Annotated in this window: 17 protein-coding genes; 11 read left to right on the top strand and 6 right to left on the bottom strand. The window is 73.0% G+C overall.

Annotated elements, in window-relative coordinates; translation table 11 throughout:
- Positions 1-130: 130 nt before the first annotated feature.
- The 3 genes from EKD16_RS18695 to EKD16_RS18685 form a co-directional block, all read right to left on the bottom strand.
- Positions 131-796 (bottom strand): response regulator, encoded by a 666-nt coding sequence (locus EKD16_RS18695; protein WP_131099615.1) that lies wholly within the window; start codon positions 794-796, stop codon positions 131-133.
- Positions 793-2082: a sensor histidine kinase gene (locus tag EKD16_RS18690; protein ID WP_242677053.1), complete on the bottom strand. Its 1290-nt coding sequence runs from the start codon at positions 2080-2082 to the stop codon at positions 793-795. Before EKD16_RS18690 ends, EKD16_RS18695 begins: the two co-directional genes overlap by 4 nt.
- 97 nt (positions 2083-2179) lie before the next feature.
- Positions 2180-3259, bottom strand: coding sequence for a DMT family transporter (locus EKD16_RS18685; protein WP_242677052.1), 1080 nt, complete (start codon positions 3257-3259; stop codon positions 2180-2182).
- Between the two features lie 408 nt (positions 3260-3667).
- Between EKD16_RS18685 and EKD16_RS18680 the strand changes: the two genes are divergently transcribed.
- Positions 3668-4357, top strand: coding sequence for a hypothetical protein (locus EKD16_RS18680; RefSeq protein ID WP_131099612.1), 690 nt, complete (start codon positions 3668-3670; stop codon positions 4355-4357).
- Positions 4358-4407: 50 nt separating this feature from the next.
- Here EKD16_RS18680 and EKD16_RS18675 read toward each other — a convergent pair whose 3' ends face one another.
- Positions 4408-5247 (bottom strand): spermidine synthase, encoded by an 840-nt coding sequence (locus EKD16_RS18675; RefSeq protein WP_131099610.1) that lies wholly within the window; start codon positions 5245-5247, stop codon positions 4408-4410.
- Positions 5248-5724: 477 nt separating this feature from the next.
- Here EKD16_RS18675 and EKD16_RS18670 point away from each other — a divergent pair, with 477 nt between their 5' ends.
- Positions 5725-7488: a proline--tRNA ligase gene (locus EKD16_RS18670; protein WP_131102775.1), complete on the top strand. Its 1764-nt coding sequence runs from the start codon at positions 5725-5727 to the stop codon at positions 7486-7488.
- A 93-nt stretch (positions 7489-7581) separates the two neighbouring features.
- Here EKD16_RS18670 and EKD16_RS18665 read toward each other — a convergent pair whose 3' ends face one another.
- Together EKD16_RS18665 and EKD16_RS18660 are read right to left on the bottom strand one after the other, a co-directional pair.
- Complete coding sequence (locus tag EKD16_RS18665; RefSeq protein ID WP_131099608.1) at positions 7582-8079, bottom strand: ferritin-like domain-containing protein; 498 nt, start codon at positions 8077-8079, stop codon at positions 7582-7584.
- Positions 8079-8588, bottom strand: a complete 510-nt coding sequence (locus EKD16_RS18660) for a ferritin-like domain-containing protein (RefSeq protein ID WP_242677051.1) — start codon at positions 8586-8588, stop codon at positions 8079-8081. Before EKD16_RS18660 ends, EKD16_RS18665 begins: the two co-directional genes overlap by 1 nt.
- Positions 8589-9057: 469 nt before the next feature.
- On the opposite strand from EKD16_RS18660, the gene rimP reads away from it, so the two are divergent.
- From rimP to rpsO, 9 genes are all read left to right on the top strand, one after another.
- Positions 9058-9540 carry a ribosome maturation factor RimP gene (rimP, locus tag EKD16_RS18655; RefSeq protein ID WP_131099606.1) on the top strand — a complete coding sequence of 161 codons (483 nt, stop codon included), beginning with the start codon at positions 9058-9060 and terminating at the stop codon, positions 9538-9540.
- 24 nt (positions 9541-9564) lie between these two features.
- Positions 9565-10605: a transcription termination factor NusA gene (nusA, locus tag EKD16_RS18650; RefSeq protein ID WP_131102773.1), complete on the top strand. Its 1041-nt coding sequence runs from the start codon at positions 9565-9567 to the stop codon at positions 10603-10605.
- Positions 10529-10903, top strand: coding sequence for a YlxR family protein (locus EKD16_RS18645; protein WP_341351845.1), 375 nt, complete (start codon positions 10529-10531; stop codon positions 10901-10903). The genes nusA and EKD16_RS18645 overlap by 77 nt, the downstream gene beginning before the upstream one ends.
- A 215-nt stretch (positions 10904-11118) precedes the next feature.
- Positions 11119-14160, top strand: a complete 3042-nt coding sequence (gene infB, locus EKD16_RS18640; protein ID WP_131099602.1) for a translation initiation factor IF-2 — start codon at positions 11119-11121, stop codon at positions 14158-14160.
- 169 nt (positions 14161-14329) lie between these two features.
- The gene (locus EKD16_RS18635; RefSeq protein ID WP_131099600.1) at positions 14330-14626 is read left to right on the top strand and encodes a DUF503 domain-containing protein; all 297 of its coding nucleotides are present in this window, start codon (positions 14330-14332) and stop codon (positions 14624-14626) included.
- A gap of 5 nt (positions 14627-14631) precedes the next feature.
- Entirely contained in the window at positions 14632-15072 is a 441-nt protein-coding gene (rbfA, locus tag EKD16_RS18630) for a 30S ribosome-binding factor RbfA (protein WP_131099598.1), read from the top strand.
- Between the two features lie 72 nt (positions 15073-15144).
- On the top strand, positions 15145-16032 hold the full coding sequence (gene truB / locus EKD16_RS18625; RefSeq protein ID WP_131099596.1) for a tRNA pseudouridine(55) synthase TruB: 888 nt from the start codon (positions 15145-15147) through the stop codon (positions 16030-16032).
- 262 nt (positions 16033-16294) lie between these two features.
- On the top strand, positions 16295-17302 hold the full coding sequence (locus EKD16_RS18620; protein WP_131099594.1) for a bifunctional riboflavin kinase/FAD synthetase: 1008 nt from the start codon (positions 16295-16297) through the stop codon (positions 17300-17302).
- Between the two features lie 234 nt (positions 17303-17536).
- Positions 17537-17806 carry a 30S ribosomal protein S15 gene (gene rpsO / locus EKD16_RS18615; protein WP_131099593.1) on the top strand — a complete coding sequence of 90 codons (270 nt, stop codon included), beginning with the start codon at positions 17537-17539 and terminating at the stop codon, positions 17804-17806.
- Positions 17807-17994: the final 188 nt, after the last annotated feature.

Below are 17994 nucleotides of genomic sequence, written 5' to 3'. Positions count from 1 at the left end.
CGTAGGGGCGTCCCCGAGCCGTCTCGGGGACGCCCCTAGGCGGGGTTGCGAAAGGCCCGCCGGGCGCGCCTTCGGCAGGCACCGGGTCCGGTGGGCGCGGGACGGCGGCGCAGATCCACAGAAACCTTGGCTAGTCGGCCCACCCGGGCGCCACCAGCGAGCTCTCGTAGGCGACGACCACCAACTGGGCCCTGTCGCGTACCTGCAGCTTCACCATGGTGCGGCTGACGTGGGTCTTGGCGGTCGCGGGGCTGACGACCAGCCGTTCGGCGATCTCCTCGTTGGACAGGCCGGCGGCCACCAGCGCGAGGACCTCGCGCTCGCGGTCGGTCAGCTCCGCCAGCCGCGCCGAGGGCTCTGGGCGGCGCGGCCGCTTGGCGTAGTCGGCGATCAGCCGCCGCGTCACCGTAGGGGACAGCAGCGCTTCGCCCCCGGCCACCACGCGGACGCCCTGCAGCAGGTCTTCGGGGTCGGTGTCCTTGACCAGGAACCCGCTGGCGCCCATGCGCAGCGCCTCGAAGATGTACTCGTCCAGGTCGAAGGTCGTCAGGATGACGATGCGCACCGACTCCAGCCGGGGATCGGCCAGGATCCGCTCGGTGGCGGCCAGGCCGTCGAGCACCGGCATCCGGATGTCCATGAGCACCACGTCCGGGCGCTCCACCGAAGCCAGGCGCGCCGCCTCGCGGCCGTCCGCGGCCTCGCCCACCACCTCGATGTCGGGGGCGCTGTCCAGCAGCGCGCGGAAACCGGCTCGAACCAGAGCCTGGTCGTCGGCGAGAAGGACTCTGATCACCCGCGCCGCTCCCTTCGCCCACGACGCGGAGGTCCGTCGCCGCCCGCGCCGCCGCCATCCGTTTCTCCGCCGTCCGCACGGCCCTCGGGCGGCGGTTCCGCGGACCCGCGTCCGCCTCCGGCGGCGTCGGCGGCCAGGGGGTCGGGCAGCCAGGCCCGCACAGCGAATCCTCCGTCCGTGTGCGGGCCCGCCGCAACGTGGCCGCCCAGCGCGGCGACCCGCTCGCGCATACCGGTGATGCCGTTGCCTACGGAGAACCCGGTCGGCGCCGCGGCACCGTCGTCGCTCACGAGCACCCGGACACCGTCGTCCCAACGCGCCACCTCCACCGTGACGGACGCGGCGTCGGCGTGGCGCACGACGTTGGTCAGCGCCTCCTGGACGATGCGGTAGGCGGCGGAGCCGACGTTGGCCGAGATCGGCCGCCCCGTGTCGCCGCTGCCCACCACGCGCACCTCCAGCCCGGCACCGCGGGTGCCCTCGGCCAGTTCCTCGATGCGGTCGAGTCCCGGTGCGGGGGAGCGCGGCGCCTGTTCGTCCACGGAGCGCAGCACGTTCAGCGTGGCGCGCAGTTCCTGCAGGGTGTCCCTGCTGGTCCGCTTGATGGTGGCCAGTGCCTCGGCGGCGCGCTCGGGCTCGGAGTCGATCAGGTAGAGCGCGGTGCCGGCCTGCACGTTGATCAGCGAGATGCTGTGCGCGACGGCGTCGTGCACCTCCCTGGCGAGTTGCACGCGCTCCTCCGACGCGCGCCGCTGGACCGCCTCCTCGCGGGTGCGAGCAGCTTCCACCGCGCGCTCGCGTGCCAGGTTGCGGTACTCGCGGCGGCGGCGCACCACCTCGGCGGTGACCAGCACGACCAGCACCAGCTCCAGCATGACCAGGGCCGGTCCGAGCCGCGGGGCGCCCAGGACCACGGCCTCCCAGACGTGCAGCACCAGAAACTGCGCCAGCCCCAGCCCCCAGGCCTGCCACCGGTAACCGTCGGCCGCCACGCCGAACAGGGCGATGACACCGGCCAGGCCGATCCCCCCGTCGGGGAAGCCCAGCGGGTAGTACACGGTGGACGCCAGGGTGCACACGACTGCGACGGCGACCGGGTACCTGCTGCGCCAGGCCAGCGGGGCCACCGCCGCCGTCACGAGCAGCAGCCCCCACGGCAGCAGCGGCCGCTCGGCGGGCGGCGCGCCCGGCCACGACTGGGCCACCATCGTGGAGCAGACGACCAGCACGGCCGTCGCCGCCGCGACGATCGCGTCGCCGCGGCGCGGACGGATTCCAGACAGCACACCGACGACCGTACGCGCCGTGGCCGCCGGCGCCCGTCGTCCGTCGGGAGGCTCGACCTGCGGCGCGCCTACGCCCGGAGGCGTACGGCGTGTTCGGTCAGCGCCCGCGGCGCCGCCTCCGCTTCCGCAGCCGGTCCAGCACCCCCGCTGTGTAGTCGGTCGCCATCGCCGCCGTCAGGAGTACGGCCCCGGCGGCGCCGAGCGGCGTCATCTCCTCGTCCAGCAGCGCCATCGACAGCAGCGCCGCGGTCAGCGGCTCGGCGAGCGTGCCCACGGCCGCACCCGCGTCGGAGGAGCGGCTCACGCCGCCGAAGTAGGCGAGGTAGGCCAGCACGGTGGGGACCAGGCCTAGATAGGCCAGCGTGGCCAGCGGGCCGGGAGCCATCGGCACCGCCATGCCCGCGGCCAGCCCGAGCGGCAGCAGCAGCACACCGCCGATCAGCAGTCCCGTCCCGGCGTTGGCCAGCGGGTCCAGGCCGGGCACGGGTGAGCGGTTGACCAGCGTCATCACTGAGAAGGTCAGTCCCGCGCCGAGCGCGAACGCCATGCCCAGCGCCAGTTCGGTGCCGCTCGCATCGGTCGCCGGGAAGCCCACGAGCAGCGCCATCCCCGCCACGGCCAGCAGCACCGAGACCGCCAACCGCGCGGTGGGGGCGCGGCGCGACAGCAGGCAGATCCCCACCGCCACGAAGACCGGGACGCTGCCGATCTTGACCAGGGTCGCCAGCCCGACGGGGATCAGCGTCAGCGAGGCGAAGTAGCAGCACTGGAAGACCGCGTGCAGCACGCCGTTGACCAGCAGCCGGACCATCAGGGGGCGCGAGCGCGGCAGGCGCGCCAGCCGCCCCGACAAGGCGAGGAAGCCGCCGATCACCACACCGGCGAACAGCAGCCGGTAGCAGGCGATGCCCAGCACGGGCACACCGGCCGCCTGCAGGCCGTGGCCGGCGATCCCGCTGGTGCCCCACAGCAGGCCCGCGGTCACCAGCAGCGCGAATCCGCGCCCGGTGCCCGCGGAGTGCTCCCGCCGCGGTCCTTGCCGCCCCGCGGCGAAGGAGGCGGACTCTGCGGAAGGGGCGGTCCGGTTCTCAGGTGCGGGCGAGCGGTTCACATCGGCGTGCGAAGCGGAAGAGGCGGAGTCGGAAGAAGCGCAGGAATCGGACAGGAAATCGGACACGGCACGGCACTCCGGCGTCGACATGGATGGCCACGGTTCGTCGGCGCGGGGCGTCTCGGCGCGGGGCAAGCGGCGGGGCCGCGCTCACGCGAATGGGACGCGCCCCCGGTCGCGGGTGCGCGTCGGACGCCCTCCTCAGGCCGGAGGAGGGGGAGTGACGAAGCGTCGTCTCAGGTGCCGCATGGTCGTCACGCTAGCGCATAGCCGGCCCCGGCAGTGCGCCGGGGCGCTGCTGCCGTGCGGGGACGCCTTCAGGCGGGCGAGTGGGATACTGCCGCACAACGTCGGTGCCCACCCGGGCCGAGTCCCCGCCCGGTGGCGACCGGCCCGGCCGCCGGCGCCCGCCGCGGACACCCGCCCGACGCCCAGCGCGCCGCACGCAGCCAGCCAGGAGCGACCGAACCTGAGATGAACGTCCCCTACCACCCCCACGGGCACCCCGTCCCGCCCGCCGAAGTGCACAGCCGCCTGCTCACCGAGCCCTACTCCGCCGCGCAGCCCCGTCTGCGCATCGTCCTCACGGGCGACCCCGCGGGCCTGGGATCGGACAAGCTGGCGTACTCGATCAATCCGCGGCTGACCGCGCTGCTGTGCTATCGGACCGACCCGCAGACCTACGAGGCGGCCGTGCTGGACGTCCGCCACACGCAGGCATGGGGGGTCGGCAAGCGGGACCTGTGGTTCACCGCCCTGCGCAACCTCGCCTACGAGAGCCATGACCTGCAGACCCTCCAGACCGGTGCCGACACCCCCGTGCACGTGCTGCACGGCGTCAGCTGGCCCGGCTCGGCCCATGTGATGCGGCTGGTCGACATCGTCCCGGAGCCCTTGCCCTACGGCGCGGTGGTGATGCTGCCCTCGCCTAACACGATGCTGTTCGCGGTGCTGCGCAGCAAACGCTCGGTCGCGCTGCTGCCGTTCCTCTACCAGACCTTCCAGAGCCTGCGGCAGGACGGCGAACCCGTCACCGACCAGCTCGTGTGGTGGCGCAACGGGCGGGTCAGCGGGATGGACGCCCAGCCCGACCCCGGCGGGGGCGTGGGCATCCGCCAGACCGCGGAGTTCTCCCGCCTGCTGGACCACGAACTGCCCGACTGACCGGGGAGAGCCGGCCCGCGGCCGCCGACGACTGTGCGCGATCGCCGCGCTCAGCGTGCGAAGACGTCGTCCGGCGGCGCGGGTGAGTCCTTGGCCGCCGCGTCGTGGACCGGGGCGGCGCCTGCGACGAAGCGCTCCAGCACCTCCCCGGCCAGGACCCGGGCCATGTCGGGGTCGCGGTGCGCTCGGCGGGTGAGCTCGTCCTCGGGCAGCGGCCGCTGCGAACCCAGCAGCACGAAGTTGCCGAACCGGCGGCCCCGGAGCACGCCCGGCGCGGCGATCAGCACGGTATGGGCGAAGACCGCCGCCAGCGTCGCCGCCTGCGCGCGCACATGGCGCAGCCGGCGGCCGTCGCCCACGTTGGCCGCGCACACCCCGCCGGCGTCGAGCACCCGGTCGGCTTCGGCGAAGAACTCCACCGAGGTGAGCGCCGCCGGCGTCTGCGCGCCCGCGAAGACGTCGGACACGATCACATCCGCGCTGCCGGCGCGCCGCTCGGTCAGCCACGTGCGGGCGTCGCCGACGGCGACCCGCAGGTCGGCGCGGCGGTCCCACGGCAGCGACTCCCGGACGAGCTCGATCAGCCGCGGATTGTCGTCCACCGCACGCTGGCGCGATCCTGGACGCGTGGCCGCGATGTAGCGGGCCAGCGTCAGGGCGCCCGCTCCCAGGTGCAGCGCCCGGATCCGCTCGCCGGACGGCGCGGCCAGATCGACGGCGTGCCCGATCCGCTGGACGTACTCGAAATCCAGGTAGGCGGGGTCGGACAGGTCCACGTGCGACTGCGGGGTGCCGTCGACCAGCAGCAGCCACGAGTCGGGGCGGTCGGCGTCGCGCATCAGCTCCACTTCGGGGTGCCGCGTTCCCGTGCCGCTGCCGTGCGCCGTCATACGCTCCCGCCGATCGTGTGCCCTCGCCTGCCGCCCGTTCCGCGACCGACGCAGGACCAACGGTACGACCCCGCAGCGGCCCTCGCCGCGCAGACCGGCGGCTCCGCGAGGTCAGACCCCGATGCGGGAGCCCGGCCCGCGGTTTGCTGCGCGGCCTTGTTGGTCTGCCCGGCAGACCAGCAAGGCCGCCCAGCGGAACTGAGCCGCCCCACCGGTCACCGGCGCTCCCACCGGACCCACGGCTCATGGCCATGTCGGACACCGGCCTGTCCGTACCGAACAGCAGGCCCGCGGCGTGCCCAGGCACCGCCGCCGACCGCTAGCCTGGAACCCCTCTCACGTGTCGCCCCGCGGCGGGCGAGCGGCGTCTCCGCGGACGCTCCGATCCGCGCCCCGCGGACCCGCGAGGCCGCGGAGCCGACCTGGCGAGGCGGACGTCGTGCATCTGACTTGACTTGAGGAGTGGCCGTGCTGCGGATGTCGACCCTGTTCCTGCGCACCCTGCGCGAGGACCCGGCGGACGCCGAGGTGCCGAGCCACAAGCTGATGGTGCGCGGTGGCTACGTGCGCCGCGCGGCCCCCGGCGTCTACTCCTGGATGCCGCTGGGCAAGATCGTGCTGGAGAACGTCGCCGCGGTGATCCGCGAGGAGATGGGCCGCATCGGCGGCCAGGAGGTGCTGCTCCCCGCGCTGCTGCCGCGCGAGTACTACGAGACGAGCGGGCGCTGGACCGAGTACGGCGACAGCGTGTTCCGCCTGCAGGACCGCAAGGGTGCCGATTACATGCTCGGCCCCACCCACGAGGAGTTGTTCACCAGCCTGGTCAAGGGCGAGTACACGTCCTACAAGGACTTCCCGGTGATCCTCTACCAGATCCAGGAGAAGTTCCGCGACGAGGCCCGCCCCCGCGCGGGTGTGCTGCGCGGCCGCGAGTTCCACATGAAGGACGCATACTCCTTCGACCTCGACGACGACGGCCTGCAGCGCTCCTACGACCTGCACCGCGACGCCTACATGCGCATCTTCGACCGCCTGCGCCTGCGCTACGCCGTCGTCTCGGCGACCTCGGGCGCCATGGGCGGCTCCGCGTCCGAGGAGTTCCTCGCCGAGGCGCCCACCGGCGAGGACACCTTCGTGCGCAGCACCGGATCGGGTTACGCCGCCAACGTCGAGGCCGTGCGGACGCCGGCGCCGCCCGCGCTGCCCGTCGAGGGGCGGCCCGAGGCGCAGGTGCACCACACGCCCGACACCCCCACCATCGAGACCCTGGTCGACTTCTTCAACGCCGCCGGCCTCGGGCGCACCTTCACCGCCGCCGACACCCTGAAGAACGTCCTGGTCAAGACCCGCCCACCCGGCGCCGACGAGTGGGAGGTCATGGGCATCGGCGTGCCCGGCGACCGTGAGGTCGACATGAAGCGCCTGGAGGCCGCGCTGGAGCCCGCCGAGGTGGCGCTGCTGGAGGAGGCCGACTTCGCCGCCAACCCGTTCCTCGTCAAGGGCTACGTCGGCCCCAACGCGCTCATCGGCAACAAGCTGCGCTACCTCGTCGACCCCCGCGTCGTCGAAGGCACCGCCTGGATCACCGGCGCCGACAAGACCGACCACCACGTCATGGACCTGGTCTGCGGCCGCGACTTCACGCCCGACGGCACCGTCGAGGCAGCCGAAGTCCGCGAGGGCGACCCTTCGCCCGACGGCCGTGGCACGCTCTACACCGCCCGCGGCCTGGAGATCGGCCACATCTTCCAGCTCGGCCGCAAGTACACCGACGCCTTCGAGCTGGACGCGCTGGGCGCCGACGGCAAGCCCCGGCGCATCACCATGGGCTCCTACGGGATCGGCGTCTCGCGCGTCGTCGCCGCCGTCATCGAGCAGTCCCACGACGACAAGGGCATCGTCTGGCCGCGCGTGGTCGCCCCGGCCGACGTGCACGTAGTGGGCACCGGCAAGGGCGAACAGATCGACGTCGCCCTGCGCATCGCCGGTGAGCTGGAGGCCCGCGGCGTGCGCGTGCTGGTCGACGACCGCAAGGGCGTGTCCCCCGGGGTGAAGTTCACCGACTCCGAACTGCTGGGCGTGCCCACCTGCCTCATCGTGGGCAAGGGCCTGGACGAGGGCCGGCTGGAGCTGCGCGACCGGCGTTCGGGCGAGCGCGAGGAGATCGGTCTGGACGGCGCTGTCGACCGCGTCGCCGAGCTCGTCACCGCGGACGCGGCTGCAGACGCCACCGCGGACTGATCCCGAGCCGGCCGGGCGGTGCCCCGCCTGCTCGGACGCAGATCCCGTCCGCCTCGGCGGCGCGGCCGCCCCTGATCCGGACCGCGGGGAGGGTCACCCGCCGGCCTGCGGGGGCGGCCCCTCGTCGGGGAACCCGGGGAAGGCCGGCAGCTCGGCGCCCCACTCCACGGCGCGCAGGGTGGCGTCCCGCAGGGAGCGCAGCGCCAGCTCCCGCACCGCGGTGCCGGGCGCGGCCGCCAGTTCCAGATACGACTGGGCCGTCTGCTGCTCGACGCTGCGCGCGTATGCGGCCAGGTCGGCGCCGCTGTCGCCGCCGGGCAGGTCGTAGGCGGCCTTGCCGGGGTCGGGCGTGGCACCGCGGTCGCGCAGTTCGATCCGCAGGGTGTCGCGCTGGCCCCGGTGGGCGTCGAGGTGCGCGTAGCAGCGTTCGCGCTGCGCGCCGTCGGAGCGGGCGCCGATATAGCCGTAGGCGTAGACGGCGGCGTGCTCGGCGCTCAGCGCGGCCTGGAGCGCGGGGACGGTGGCGAACTCCGCGTCCTGCAGCGGTGTCGCGGCCGTTCCCGTTCCGGCGTTCTCGGGCGTCGCGGTCATCAGGTCTCCGAGAGCAGTCGGGCGTGTCCGGCCTCGCAGGCGCCGATGGCGGCGAGGAGCTGCGCCAGGCCGGAGTCGGTAAGGCGGGCGAGTTGGCGGGAGCGGGAGGCGGCGGCGCTCTCCTCGGCCACTTCCAGCCCGGAGACCGGCACGGGATCCTCGCCGACCGGCGCCGGGCTCGGCCCGCTGGGGCTCGCCTCTGCTTCAGGGGTGGGCCGGCCCGGACGCTCGGGCAGCCGCTCGCGCAGGGCCGCGGCGTGCTCGCGGTGGTGGCCCGCCAGCCGCTCCAGCAGATCGGCAGGGCCCTGCCCGGCTGCCGTACTCGCCTCGTAGCGGGCGATCATGCGCTCCTTCTCGGTGATGACCGCGCGCAGCACGTACTCGTCGGGGCTGATCTCGCTGGGGTACCACCTGGGCCCCTGGCAGCCGCTCAGCGCCGCGGCGGCCATCCCCGCGAGCGCTCCGACGACGACCGTACGGCGGCTGACGGCGCCGTAGTCGTTGCCCACCTTCCCTCCTCACCAGGAAGAGCCCCGCGCCTGCGGGGGAGAACGTTCGCCGTGCCGGCGGGGCTTTCGCACCCGCGCGGCGATCGACGGCGGACAGACGGCATCACGCTGCGCGGGCCGCCGCCCGCCGACCGAGCCCTCCGGCGCCGGGCACCGGCGACATCTGCGGACACCGGGGTACGGATCGGCCCCCATCTTTCCATGGTCGGCGCAGTGGATGGACGAAGGCGCACGGTTTCCGGCCGCGGCCCCGCGCCGCCCGGGGCGCCCGGATCCGCCGCGCATGCCCGCGGGCCCCGGTGGGCAGTCCGCTGACAAGGACCGACGTTCAGGCATGGGCAACCGCCGACTGTGGATACCCTTGACAGCACACGACGTCGCCGCGACGGGCGGCCGACGACTGCTATAGCTGGACCGCCCCGGACCACCTAGCGGGTCCGCGGGCGGAATTCGCCGAGGAGGATCACTGATGGGCGCGCAGGCTCGCCAAGACCGTCTCGCCGAGCTGCTGGAGCCCGTCCTGGCCGGCGCCGGGCTGGAGCTGGAGGCCGTCGAGGTCACCCCGGCGGGCAAGCGGCGGCTGCTGCGGGTCGTGGTGGACTCCGACGACGGCGTCGACCTCGACGCCGTGGGCGAGGTGAGCGAGGAGATCTCCGCGGCGCTCGACGGGTCCGACGCCATGGGCAAGGCGCCCTACGTGCTAGAGGTGACCTCCCCCGGGGTCGACCGCCCGCTCACCCAGCCCCGGCACTGGCGGCGCGCCCGCGGTCGGCTCGTGCGGGCCGAAACCGCCGACGGCGGCCAGGTCGAAGGACGCGTGGCCGAGGCCGACGAATCCGGCGTCACCCTGGAGGTCGACGGTCAGAATCGCCCCTATGGCTATTCTGACCTGGGGCGCGGCAAGGTCCAGGTGGAATTCCGCCGCGGAACCGACGTTGACGCGGCGGACTAGAGGGGGAGCCCCGTGGATATCGATATGAATGTCCTGCGCAGTCTGGAGCGCGAGAAGGACATCTCGGCCGACCTCGTCGTCAAGGCGATCGAGGACGCCCTGCTGATCGCCTACCACCGCCAGGAGGGCACCGAGGCCCTGGCCCGCGTCGAATTGGACCGCTCCAGCGGGCACGTCACCGTCTGGGCGGCCGAGACCGACGCCGACGGCGCCGTACTCCGCGAGTACGATGCGACGCCCACCGGCTTCGGCCGTATCGCCACCTCGACCGCCAAGCAGGTGATCCTGCAGCGCCTGCGCGACGCCGAGGACGAGCTGACCCTGGGCGAGTTCGCCGGGCGCGAGTACGAGATCGTCTCCGGTCTCATCCAGCAGGGCAAGGACCCCCGCAACGTGCTGGTGGACCTGGGCAAGGTCGAGGCCATCCTGCCCCCGCAGGAGCAGGTGCCCGGCGAGCTCTACACCCACGGCGAGCGGCTGCGCGCCTACGTCGTGCAGGTCCGCAAGGGCCACCGCGGCCCCTCGGTCACCCTGTCGCGCACCCACCCCAACCTCGTGCGCAAGCTCTTCGAGCTGGAGGTGCCCGAGATCGCCGACGGAACGGTGGAGATCTCGGCGATCGCCCGCGAGGCGGGCCACCGCACCAAGATGGCGGTGCGCTCCAACAAGTCCGGCGTCAACGCCAAGGGCGCCTGCATCGGTCCGCTGGGCAGCCGCGTCCGCAACGTCATGGCGGAGCTCAACGGCGAGAAGATCGACATCATCGACCACTCCGAGGACCCCGCCGTCTTCGTGGGCAACGCCCTGTCCCCGGCGCGGGTGAGCGAAGTCGAGGTGCTCGACGAGGCCGGGAAGGTGGCGCGTGTCACGGTCCCCGACTACCAGCAGTCGCTGGCGATCGGCAAAGAGGGGCAGAACGCGCGGTTGGCGGCCCGGCTGACCGGCTGGCGGATCGACATCCGCTCCGACGCCGACCCCGGCGATCCGGATGAGACCTCTATCGACGCCTCGCCCGACGACGATCCGGGAAGGCCCACCGGGCACGCAGATGCGCCGACGCGCTAAACTGGAGATCCGCGGCCCATCCCGTCCCGTGCGCACGTGCGTCGGGTGCAGGTCGCGGGCAGCTCAGTCCGACCTGGTGCGGCTGGTGGTCCGGTCCGGCGCGATCGTTCCGGATCCGGATCGGCGCATGCCTGGTCGTGGTGCTTATCTGCACGCGGACCCCGGATGCCGGGAGTCGGCGCAGCGGCGCGGGGTCTGGTCGCGGGCGTTTCGGACCGCGCAGAGCCTCGACACCTCGCGCGTCGACGCCCTGCTCGCGGCCGGTCCGCGCGTTGGCGGCGCTCCGGGTTCCAGATAGGGTTGGAATGATCACGCTGACACCATGGTTGTAAGAACCGTGCGTCGGCGGGTCTTGCCATGTCGGCAGAAAAGACGTGGCCGACCCATTGTTGTGTAACGACGAGGAAGCGGGTCGAGATTGCGATGAGCGCTCGATGAGTACGCAGCGATGAGTACGTCAAGCTAGCGACGGTCCGGAACAAGCCCATGTCCCGGACCGAGTAGAGGAGAGCAGTGGCGAAGGTCCGGGTATACGAACTCGCGAAGGAGTTCGGCGTAGAGAGCAAGGCTGTCCTGGCCAAGCTCAACGAAATGGGCGAGTTCGTGCGATCGGCGTCCTCGACGATCGAGGCTCCAGTCGTTCGACGCCTCAAGGAAGCTTTCAACAACGGTTCCGGCTCCGGATCTGGAGCCGGCAACGGCGATTCCCGCGGCCAGTCGGGCGGCCAGTCCGGCGGCGGGGAGAGCAAGCCGCGCCCGCAGGCCCCCGCCGAGGGAGCCGAGTCGGGCACGTCCACCGCGCGCCCGGCGGCGCCGAAGCCGGGCCCCAAGCCCGGTCCGCGGCCGACGGAGTCGCAGCGCGGCGGGCAGTCCTCGGGTCGCAGCGGCGAGGCGCCGCAGCCCGGTCCCCGTCCCGGGGCCGGTGCGGGTTCCGGCCCGCCGAAGGGCGGCGCACCCAAGCCGGGTCCCAAGCCCGGTCCGCGCCCGGGCGGCTCGTCGCCCAAGCCCGAGAAGCCCGGCGGCCGCCCCGAGCGCAGCGAGCGCCCCGCGGCCTCGGCGGAGAGCGGCGGCGGCAAGGGCCAGCGTTCGGGGTCCCGTTCCAGCGGTCCGCGCCCCGGCAACAACCCGTTCGCCTCGACGGCCACCGGAATGGGCTCCAAGCCCGCTCCGCGCCCGGGCCCGCGGCCCGGCCCGCAGGGTGGACAAGGCGGTCAAGGAGGCCAGAGCGGTCAAGGAGGCCAGGGCGGCCAAGGCGGCCAGGGCGGCCAGGGCGGTGCCGGAACGCGTTCCGGCGGCGGTGAGCGCGGCGGTTCGCCGCGCCCCCAGGCGCCGCGTCCGGGTCCGCCCAGCGGCGGCGGTCCTCGGCCCACCCCGGGCAACGTCGGCCCGCGGCCCGGCGGTCCGCGTCCCAGCCCGATGAACATGCCCTCGTCCCGGCCGGCGCCTTCGGGCGGCGGTGGCGGCCGCAGCGGTAGCGGCGGTGGCGGCCGTCCCGGCGGCGGCGGTGGCCGCGGTCGCGGCGCCCCCGCGGGTACGGGTCCCCGTCCCGGCGGCGGCAGCGGTGGCGGCGGCGGCCGTCCGGGCGGTTTCGCCGGGCGTCCCGGCGGCGGGCGCGGACGCGGCGGCGGCACGGCCGGTGCCTTCGGCCGCCCCGGCGGTCGTCCGGGACGCCAGCGCAAGTCGAAGAAGCAGCGTCGCCAAGAGTTCAACGACATGGGGGCGCCGTCGTTCGGCGGCGTGAAGATCCCCAGCGGCAACGGGCAGACCATCCGGTTGTCCCGCGGGGCCTCGCTGTCGGACTTCGGCGACAAGATCGAGGTCAACCCCGCGTCGCTGGTCCAGGTGCTGCTGCACCTGGGGGAGATGGTCACGGCCACCCAGTCGCTGCCGGACGAGACCCTGCAGCTGCTCGGCGACGAGCTGAAGTACAACGTCGAGGTCGTCAGCCCCGAGGACGAGGACCGCGAACTCCTGGAGTCCTTCTCCATCGAGTTCGGCGAGGACGTCGGCACCGATGCCGACCTGCGTCCCCGCCCGCCGGTGGTCACCGTCATGGGCCACGTCGACCACGGTAAGACGAAGCTGCTCGACACCGTCCGCAGCACCAACGTGGTCAGCGGCGAGGCCGGCGGCATCACCCAGCACATCGGCGCCTACCAGGTGGGCACCGTGGTGGACGGTGAGGATCGCAAGATCACCTTCATCGACACCCCGGGCCACGAGGCGTTCACCGCCATGCGTGCGCGCGGTGCCCAGGCAACCGACATCGCGGTGCTCGTGGTCGCGGCCGACGACGGCGTGAAGCCGCAGACGGCCGAGGCCATCGACCACGCGAAGGCCGCCGACGTGCCGATCGTGGTCGCCATCAACAAGGTCGACGTCGAGGGCGCCGACCCCCAGCGGGTGCGGTCCCAGCTCACCGAGTACAACGTGGTGGCTGAGGAGTTCGGCGGCGACGTGCAGATGGTCGAGATCTCCGCGCTGCGCGGCGAGAACCTCGACGGCCTGCTCGAAGCGGTGGTGCTGACCTCCGACGCGGCGCTGGACCTGCGGGCCAACCCGGACATGGAGGCCCAGGGGCTGGCGATCGAGGCCTACCTCGACCGCGGCCGCGGCTCCATGGCCACGGTCCTGGTGCAGCGCGGCACGCTCAACGTGGGCGACTCCATCGTCTGCGGCGACGCCTACGGCCGCGTGCGCGCCATGCTCGACGAGCACGGTGCGAACGTGAAGAGCGCGGAGCCGTCGCGGCCGGTGCAGGTGCTGGGGCTGACCAACGTGCCCAGCGCCGGCGACAGCTTCCTGGTCGTCAAGGACGACCGGGTGGCCCGCCAGATCGCCCAGCAGCGCGAGGCGCGCGAGCGCTTCGCCCAGCAGAGCCGTGCCACCCGCAGGGTCACCATCGACACCTGGAAGGACGCGCTGGCGGAGGGCGAGCGCAACGAGCTGCTGCTCATCGTCAAGGGTGACATGTCCGGCTCGGTCGAGGCCCTGGAAGAGTCGCTGTCGAAGATCGACGCGGGCGGCGAGGAGGTCGACATCCGGGTGATCGGCCGCGGCGTCGGTGCGATCACGCAGAACGACATCAACCTGGCCGCCTCCGCGGATGCGATCATCGTCGGGTTCAACGTCCGGCCCGAGGGCAAGAACAGCCAGCTCGCGGACCGCATGGGCGTCGACATCCGCTACTACTCGGTCATCTACCAGGCGATCGACGAGATCGAGGCCGCGGTCAAGGGGCTCCTCAAGCCCATCTACGAGGAGGTCCAGCTCGGCTCGGCGGAGATCCGCGAGGTCTTCAAGGTCCCGCGGATCGGCAACGTCGCCGGTTCGATCGTGCGCGGCGGTACCATCCGGCGCAACTCCAAGGCCCGGCTCATCCGCGAGGGGATCGTCATCTCCGAGAACCTCAACGTGGACTCGCTCAAGCGGTTCAAGGACGATGCCACCGAGGTCCGCGACGGCTTCGAGTGCGGTATCGGCCTGGGCTACAACGACGTCCGCGTCGGCGACACGATCGAGACCTACGAGATGCGCGAGAAGCCGCGCGACTGATCCGCGCTCCGGTCTGATCCCGTCTCGGACCCTCGGCCGCTCCGGCCGGGGGTCCGAGGTCCGGGGGCCGGGCGCCCGTCCTCTTCCCATCGGCCCGGCCGCTCCGTCATGCGGCCCGCACATGACATCTGAATCGCGATCCGCGGCGCGCGGCACACGGGGTGAGCGCATGTTCGTCGGGGCTTTGACGTTGGACATCCTGCTCGGGGACGTGCGCTCGCTGAAGCAGAAACGCTCGGTCGTGCGGCCCATCGTGGCCGAGCTGCAGCGCGCCTGCTCGGCGTCGGTCGCCGAGACCGGCGACCAGGACCTCTACCGCAGGTCCGAGATCGGTGTCGCCGTCGTGGCCGCAACGGCCGCGCACTGCTCGCACCTGATGGACACCTGCGAACGGCTCGTCGCGGAACGCCCCGAGGTCGAGCTGCTCTCCGCGAGGCAGCGGCTCTTCAGCCCAGAGGAAGACTGAGAACGATGGTTGACGCCGCACGAGCGCGCAAACTCGCCGACCGCATCCAGCGGATCGTGGCGGAGATGCTGGAACGCCGGGTCAAGGATCCGCGCCTGGGCTTCGTCACGGTGACCGACGCGCGGCTCACCAACGATTTGCGCGAGGCCACGGTGTTCTACACGGTGTTCGGCTCCGACGAGGAGAAGGCGGGCACCGCGGCGGCGCTGGAGAGCGCCAAGGGCATCATCCGCACCGAGGTCGGCCGCCAGACGGGGCTGCGGCACACGCCCAGCCTGACGTTCAAGAGCGACGACGTGCAGCGCAACGCCGAGCACATCGAATCGCTGCTGGCCCAGGCCCGCCTCTCCGACGCCGAAGTCGCGCGCGCCGCCGCCGGGGCGACCCCGGCGGGCGAGTCCGACCCCTACAAGACACCGCGGGAGTACGACGACGAGGAGGAGTGAGCCCTCCCGCCTGTCTTACCTCTCGTCCCAGCCGACCTCCCCAGCCGACCTGGACAAGGAAACCCGAGGCCCATGACCGACAGCGGCGTCGTGATCGTCGACAAGCCGGCCGACTGGACCTCCCACGACGTGGTCGCCCGGACGCGCAGGCTGGCCGGCACCCGCAAAGTCGGCCACGCCGGGACGCTCGATCCCATGGCCACCGGCGTCCTGGTCCTGGGCATCGGCAAGGGCACCAAGCTGCTCGGGCACCTCACCCTCACCGAGAAGGTCTACACCGCCACCCTGCGCCTGGGGCTGACCACCAACACCGACGACGCGGAGGGCGAGCCGGGTGCGCGCACCGACGCCTCCGGCGTGGCCGAAGCGGCGGTCCACTCCGCGGCCGAGGATCTCACCGGCACGATCAGCCAGGTGCCGCCGCAGGTCAGTGCGATCAAGGTGAACGGAAAACGGGCCTACAAGTCCGCGCGTTCGGGCGAGGAGGTGGAGCTGGCCGCCCGCGAGGTGACCGTCTCGGAGTTCGCCGTCGGCGACGTCCGGCGCGTGGACGACCCCGGCGGCGCGTTCGTCGACGTGGACGCCCGGATCACCTGCTCCAGCGGCACCTACATCCGTGCTCTGGCCCGCGACCTCGGCGCGGCCCTCGGGGTGGGCGGCCACCTCACCGCGCTGCGCCGCACGCGGGTGGGCCCCTACGACGTCTCCCAGGCGCACACCCTGGAGGAGTTGGCCGGCGAGTTCACCGCTCTGCCGCTGGCCCAGGCGGTGGCGTCGGCGTTTCCGGTTCGGGTGCTCGACTCCGAGGAGGCGCGCAGGATCGCCCACGGCAACCGGATCGCCCCGGGTGAGCTGGGGCCCGGTCCGGTCGGCCTGTTCGCCCCGGACGGCACGGTGGTGGCACTGGCCGAAGACCGCCCCGGCTACGCGAAACCCATCGTGGTGTTCGCGGCGGCTTAGGCCCGGTTCGCCGCCGCACGCACGCCGACCGCCTTCCGCCGGAGTCCCCGCCGACCGCATGGCCCGGACACGCCACGACGGGGCATCCTCGCTCGGGTGTCCGCCCGTCCGCCGGGGCGGGCGACGGTACGGTTGGGCGGGGATTCCGCCGCCGGAACCGCGGTGTGGGCGAGGCCACCGCCCGCCGCGCGCGGGGCGCCCGCCCGGCGTGCGACCCTGGTCCACGGACGTCTTGCGACGCACCTGAGGGGAGCTGTTCGACGTGCGGCCTTGGCACGGGCTGGAGGAGGTGCCCCGCGAGTGGGGCCGGTCCGTCGTGACCGTCGGTGTCTTCGACGGCGTGCACCGGGGGCACCAGGCCATCGTGCGCACCGCGGTCGACCGCGCCCGCGCGCTCGGACTGCCCGTCGTGGTGGTCACCTTCGAACCGCACCCCGACGTGGTGGTGCGCGGCGGCGCGCCGCCCGCGGTCCTGACGCCGGGCCCGCGCAAGGCCGAGCTCCTCGCCGAGTGCGGAGCCGACGCGGTGTGCGTGCTCCCGTTCACCACCGAACTGTCCCGCCTCGGCGCGGAGGACTTCGTGCACCGGGTACTGGTGGAGGGCCTGGGAGCCGCCGCCGTGGTGGTGGGCGAGGACTTCCGCTTCGGGCACCGGGCCTCGGGCGACGTCTGGACGCTGCGCACCCTGGGGGAGAAGTACGGTTTCACCGCCGAGGGCCTGCCGCTGGTGACAGGCGCCGACGCCGACGCCGACGCTGCGGCCGACACCGCCACCTCGACCCGTATCCGCGCCTGCCTGGAGGCGGGCGACGTCGAGGGCGCCCAGGTGGAGCTGGGCCGCCCGCACCGGGTGGAGGGGGTGGTGGTGCACGGCGCGGCACGCGGCCGCGAGCTGCTGGGGTTCCCCACCGCCAATCTGGACTGCCCGCCCGAGACAGCGGTGCCCGCCGACGGCGTCTACGCCGGGCGCATGCTGCTCGCCGACCCCGAGGAGGGTGCGGAGTCCTCCTGGCCGGCCGCGATCTCCGTCGGCACCAACCCCACCTTCGAGGGCGGCGTGCGGACCGTGGAGGGCTACGCGCTCGACCGCGACGACCTGGACCTCTACGACCGGCGCATGGCTATGGAGTTCACCCACCGGATCCGCGGCCAACTGCGCTTCGACAGCGTGGACGAGCTGATCGAGGCCATGTGGCGCGACGTCGCCCGCGCACGGGAACTGGCGCTCGGCGGCGTCCGTGCCGGGGAGGCCGACGCCGCCGGTCAGTGACTCCGACTACCGAAACTGCGGTAGCATGAGCGTGCCTGTAATGGCCGCTGACTTCCGCCCGCCCCTTCCCGGGCCGGGCCTGAGCGAGCTGACAGCGGCGCCCGCCGGTTCGCGCGGGAGGCCAACCCGGCTCGCTGACGGTGACTGTTCGTACGCGTGGTCACCGGACCGTGCCCGCACTGCGTCGCACGGTGCTTCGACGCCCTGCGTACCGACGAAACGAAAAGGAGCGACGTGTCGATCGACACCGCCACCAAGCAGCAGATCATCGCCGACTACGGCACGACGGAAGGCGACACCGGTTCCCCTGATGTCCAGGTCGCCCTGCTGACCCACCGCATCACGGAGCTGACCGAGCACCTGAAGACCCACAAGCAGGACCACCACAGCCGCCGCGGGCTGCTGCTGATGGTCGGTCGGCGCCGCCGCCTGCTGAAGTACATCCAGAAGCAGGACGTCCAGCGGTACCGCCGGCTGATCCAGCGGCTGGGTCTTCGCCGCTAGTTTTCGGCGATCGATCGGGGAGTGGCCTCGGCCACTCCCTTTCTTAGTAGTGTGGACTTATCCGCCACTGCTGTGGCCAGCGGGTATCGTCGCCCATGGCGACCCGCTACATGACAACTGGACGACAGCCGCGCCGAGCCGACGGCTCGCGCGGCAGAGCGCTCCCGCGCTCCCGACCTCGGCTGCCG

The sequence above is a fragment of the Streptomonospora litoralis genome (assembly GCF_004323735.1).
Taxonomy (GTDB): domain Bacteria; phylum Actinomycetota; class Actinomycetes; order Streptosporangiales; family Streptosporangiaceae; genus Streptomonospora; species Streptomonospora litoralis.
This window is presented reverse-complemented; position numbering and strand designations above follow the sequence as displayed.